Origin of the sequence: Sandaracinobacter sp., from assembly GCF_041909755.1 — a bacterium.
GTDB lineage: Bacteria > Pseudomonadota > Alphaproteobacteria > Sphingomonadales > Sphingomonadaceae > Sandaracinobacteroides.
Genome location: NZ_JAYRCW010000145.1, coordinates 1 through 3,920, shown reverse-complemented (window position 1 = coordinate 3,920; position 3,920 = coordinate 1). Strand labels below are relative to the sequence as shown.

The following is a 3,920-nucleotide window of genomic DNA, read 5'->3' as shown; positions in this document are numbered from 1 at the left end:
TCAGCAGGTACGACGCGAGGCCGACCCCTTCCCAGCCGAAGAACATCTGGACCAGATTGTCGGCCGTCACCAGCATCAGCATGGCGAAGGTGAAGAGCGACAGATAGGCGAAGAAGCGGGGCTGATCCGGATCCTCGGCCATATAGCCCCAGCTGTAGAGGTGGACGAGCGCCGACACCGAGGTGATGACGACGAGCATCACGCCCGTCAGGATGTCCACCTTCAGAGTCCAGTTCACGGCCAGATCGCCGCTGGTGAACCATTCGGCCACCACATGATCCTGCGCGGGCGCGCCGCCGATCAGGCCGATGAAGATCACCCAGGCCAGCGCGCAGCTGATGAACAGCGCGCCCGTGGTGACGGCCTTGGCAGCCGTGTTGCCGATCGCCCGGTTGCCGATGCCGGCCACCAGGAAGGCGAGAAGGGGAAGGAAGACGAGAGCCTGGATCATGTCAGCCACGCATCTGGCGGACATCATCGACAGCGATGGTCCCGCGGTTCCGGAAATAGATGACGAGAATGGCAAGGCCGATGGCAGCCTCGCCCGCGGCGACCGTGAGCACGAACATGGCGAAGATCTGCCCCACCATGTCGTTCAGGAACACCGAGAAGGCGACAAAGTTGATGTTCACCGCCAGCAGGATCAATTCCACCGACATCAGGATGACGATGATGTTCTTGCGGTTGATGAAGATGCCGAACACGCCCAGCGTGAACAGGATCGCGCCCACCGTCAGGTAATGGCCGATGCCGATCATGAACGGCCCTCCTTCTCGATGAGCGGCTGCACGCCGGCCCCTGTATCCACGCCCGCGCCGATGGCGGGTTTCGTGATGGTGACGGCGCTGGCCGGCGTGCGCGCATTCTGCGCCGACACGTCCTGCCGCTTCACGCCCGGCCGCCGCCGCAGCGTCAGCACGATCGCGCCCACCATCGCCGTCAGCAGGATCATGCCCGCCATCTGGAAGATGAAGACATAGTCCGTGTAGAGGATCGTACCGATCGCCTGGGTGTTGGGCAGGTTCGCCTCCACCGGCGGTTTCGGCGCCATGCGCGCGCCCGGCACCATGTCGCCAAAGGCCCAGGCGCCCGCCACCAGCACCAGCTCCACCGCCAGGATCAGCGCCAGCAGCATGCCGAACGGCAGATATCGCGCGAAACCGGCTCGCATCTCGGTGAAGTCGATGTCCAGCATCATCACCACGAACAGGAACAGCACGGCAACCGCGCCCACATAGACGATCACCAGGATCATCGCGACGAACTCTGCCCCGATCACCAGGAACAGCCCCGCCGCATTGAAGAAGGCGAGGATGAGCCACAGCACGGAATGCACCGGGTTCTTCGCGAGGATCACCATCAGCCCGGAGGCCACGACGACGGTCGCGAACAGATAGAAGATGGCGGCCTGGATCACGGCTGTGCGCGGCCCCTGTTGGAAAGAGTCATGATGGAAAGCCCCGCAGCCCGTTAGCGATAGGGGGCGTCGGCGGCAAGGTTTGCCGCGATCGCCCGTTCCCAGCGCTCGCCATTCGCGAGCAGCCTGTCCTTGTCGTACATCAGCTCCTCGCGGGTTTCGGTGGCGAACTCGAAATTCGGTCCCTCGACGATGGCGTCCACCGGGCAGGCCTCCTGGCAGAGGCCGCAATAGATGCACTTCGTCATGTCGATGTCATAGCGCGTCGTGCGGCGCGACCCGTCGGCGCGGGGCTCCGCCTCGATGGTGATGGCCTGCGCCGGACAAACGGCTTCGCACAGCTTGCAGGCGATGCAGCGTTCCTCGCCGTTCGGATAGCGGCGCAGCGCATGTTCACCCCGGAAGCGCGGCGAAATCGGCCCCTTTTCATAGGGGTAGTTCACCGTCCGCGTCGGCTTGAACATATAGCTGAAGGTCAGCGCATGGCCGCGGATGAACTCCAGCAGCAGCAGCGACTTGGCAGCCTGAAGGATGCTCATGCAGCCCCTCCTGAAAAATGGCCGGTGAAGACGAGCCAGCCCGACACCAGCACCACCCAGAACAGCGAGAGCGGCAGGAACACCTTCCAGCCCAGCCGCATCAGCTGGTCATAGCGGTACCTCGGCACCGTTGCCTTCACCCAGGCGAACACGAAGAACATGAAGACGATCTTGGCGAACAGCCACACGAGGCCGGGCACCAGATACAGCGGCTCCCAGTTGAAGGGCGGCAGATAGCCCCCCAGAAACAGGATGCTCGTCAGCGCGCACATCAGCAGGATGTTCATATATTCGCCCAGGAAGAACAGGGCGAAGGTCATCGAGGAATATTCGATCTGATAGCCCGCAACGAGTTCGGATTCCGCCTCTGGCAGGTCGAACGGGGGGCGGTTGGTTTCCGCGAGCGCCGAGATCAGGAACACCACCGCCATCGGCAGCAGCAGCGGGTTGAAGATATGGCCGTTGACGATGCCGAAGATGTTGCCGCGCTGGCTTTCCACGATATCGGTCAGGTTGAAGCTGGAGGCGTAGAGCACCACCGTGACGATGACGAAGCCGATGGAGACTTCATAGGAGACCATCTGCGCCGCCGAGCGAAGCCCGCCGAGGAACGGGTATTTGGAGTTCGATGCCCAGCCCGACATGATGATGCCGTAAACGCCCATGGACGACACGGCGAACAGGAACAGCAGGCCCACATTGATGTCGGCCAGCACCCAGCCCGCATCGAACGGGATCACCGCCCAGGCAACCAGCGCCAGAACGAAGGTGATGACAGGCGCGATGAAGAACACGCCCTTGTTCGCGCCCGAGGGCACGATGGTTTCCTTCAGGAACAGCTTCAGCCCGTCCGCAAAGGGTTGCAGGATGCCGATGGGGCCGACCACGTTCGGCCCGCGCCGCAGCATCATCGCCGCCCACACCTTGCGGTCCACCCAGGTGGCGAGCGCCATGCACAACATCACCGGCAACGCGATCAGCAGGATGAAGATCAGGTGGGCGACGAACCAGCCGAAGCCGGTGCCCAACCAGGTCTGGAAGAACTCGACCATTATTCAGCCGCCTCCAGTTGAGGCGCGCGGCCTTCGATGATTTCCGCCACGCAGGCCCGCATCGTGGGGCTGGCGCGCAGGATCGGGTTGGAGCTGTAGTAATCCGTGGCGCGCGGCTTCGACGGCCCCGATGGCTTGCCGGCCTTCGGCTTCGCCGCGTCCCACGTTGCGGGCGTCAGGCCCTCGCGGGCCAGCTCCGGCCACTCCGCCGCGATGCGGGCGCGCAGCTGATCAAGGGTGTCATACCCCAGCGTGATGCCCAGCACGTCAGCCAGCGCCCGGAAGATCGTCCAGTCCTCCCGCGCCTCTCCGGGCGGGAATGTGGCGCGGAAGGCGCGCTGCACCCGGCCTTCCATGTTCATGAAAGTGCCCGGCTTTTCCGCCCAGGCCGCGCCCGGCAGGATGATGTCGGCAACCGCCGCGCCGCGATCGCCGTGGCTGCCCACATAGATTTTCGTGGCGCCGCCGAACGGCGCCAGCGCCACTTCGTCCACGCCCAGCAGCAGCAGCAGCTTCGGCGGGTTGTGCGCCATCGCCTCCAGCCCCTCGCCCGCCCAGCCCGTCGTCAGCGCGCCCACGCGCGCGGCCGCCGTGTGCAGGATGTTGAAGCCGTTCCAGCTGTCCTTCACGAACTGGCCGGACAGTGCATGGGCGGCGGCCAGCACCTCGGCCGAGGCGTTGCGGCTGCCGATCAGCAGCGCAGGCCGCGCCGCCGCCTTCAGCGCATCCGCCAGTTCAGCCGGCAGCTTCGCCAGCAGGCCCATGTCATCGCCCAGCTCCGTCAGCGGATAGGCCGGCGTGCTGCCCGCGCCGATGCGGAACACCTGCGCGCCCTTGCGGCGCACGGCCTTCAGGATGCGGCTGTTCACCAGCGGCGCGTCCAGGCGGGGGTCGCAGCCCACCAGCAGGATC

General features: G+C 65.0%; 5 protein-coding genes and 1 pseudogene. All 6 read right to left on the bottom strand.

The genetic code is table 11. The features are described from left to right. Positions 1–451 (bottom strand): annotated as a pseudogene (locus ACE3O8_RS13120) (NADH-quinone oxidoreductase subunit L); the annotation flags it as partial. Position 452: 1 nt separating this feature from the next. Next, on the bottom strand, positions 453–758 hold the full coding sequence (nuoK, locus tag ACE3O8_RS13115) for an NADH-quinone oxidoreductase subunit NuoK (RefSeq protein WP_374390446.1): 306 nt from the start codon (positions 756–758) through the stop codon (positions 453–455). Beyond that, positions 755–1,417, bottom strand: a complete 663-nt coding sequence (locus ACE3O8_RS13110; protein WP_374390444.1) for an NADH-quinone oxidoreductase subunit J — start codon at positions 1,415–1,417, stop codon at positions 755–757. The genes nuoK and ACE3O8_RS13110 overlap by 4 nt, the downstream gene beginning before the upstream one ends. A gap of 53 nt (positions 1,418–1,470) precedes the next feature. Beyond that, complete coding sequence (gene nuoI / locus ACE3O8_RS13105) at positions 1,471–1,956, bottom strand: NADH-quinone oxidoreductase subunit NuoI (protein WP_374390442.1); 486 nt, start codon at positions 1,954–1,956, stop codon at positions 1,471–1,473. Continuing rightward, entirely contained in the window at positions 1,953–3,008 is a 1,056-nt protein-coding gene (gene nuoH / locus ACE3O8_RS13100) for an NADH-quinone oxidoreductase subunit NuoH (RefSeq protein ID WP_374390440.1), read from the bottom strand. The genes nuoI and nuoH overlap by 4 nt, the downstream gene beginning before the upstream one ends. Continuing rightward, on the bottom strand, positions 3,008–3,920 hold a 913-nt coding region (locus ACE3O8_RS13095; RefSeq protein WP_374390438.1), incomplete at its 5' end, for a molybdopterin-dependent oxidoreductase. The genes nuoH and ACE3O8_RS13095, both read right to left, overlap by 1 nt.

Excerpts from the sequence above, each read along its gene's own strand:
- nuoK (WP_374390446.1), bottom strand. The coding sequence starts at position 758 with ATGATCGGCATCGGCCATTACCTGACGGTGGGCGCGATCCTGTTCACG.
- nuoI (WP_374390442.1), bottom strand. The coding sequence starts at position 1,956 with ATGAGCATCCTTCAGGCTGCCAAGTCGCTGCTGCTGCTGGAGTTCATC.
- nuoH (WP_374390440.1), bottom strand. The coding sequence starts at position 3,008 with ATGGTCGAGTTCTTCCAGACCTGGTTGGGCACCGGCTTCGGCTGGTTC.